Here is a 248-nt window from a genome sequence, read left to right on the forward strand (position 1 = left end):
TTCGAATCGTCGTCGATGGCCTGCTTGCCGAGAATGACCAGCGAAGGCTGTTCCTTGTTGACCAGCGCCTTGAGCAGCTTGGCCACCGCCAACGGCTGCAGCTCTTCGGACGACTCAATCAGAATCGCCCGATCCGCGCCAATAGCCAGCGCCGTGCGCAGCGTTTCCTGCGCCTGCGCCACACCGCAAGACACCGCCACCACCTCACTAACAACACCCGCCTCCTTCAACCGCACCGCTTCCTCAAC

General features: G+C 62.1%; 1 protein-coding gene. It reads right to left on the bottom strand.

Annotated elements, in window-relative coordinates; translation table 11 throughout:
• A partial coding sequence (locus PQR42_RS45760) for an adenine nucleotide alpha hydrolase family protein (RefSeq protein ID WP_459252338.1) occupies positions 1 to 248 on the bottom strand: 248 nt, incomplete at both ends.

It is taken from the genome of Paraburkholderia sediminicola (assembly GCF_046027355.1).
Classification (GTDB): Bacteria; Pseudomonadota; Gammaproteobacteria; order Burkholderiales; family Burkholderiaceae; genus Paraburkholderia; species Paraburkholderia sediminicola_B.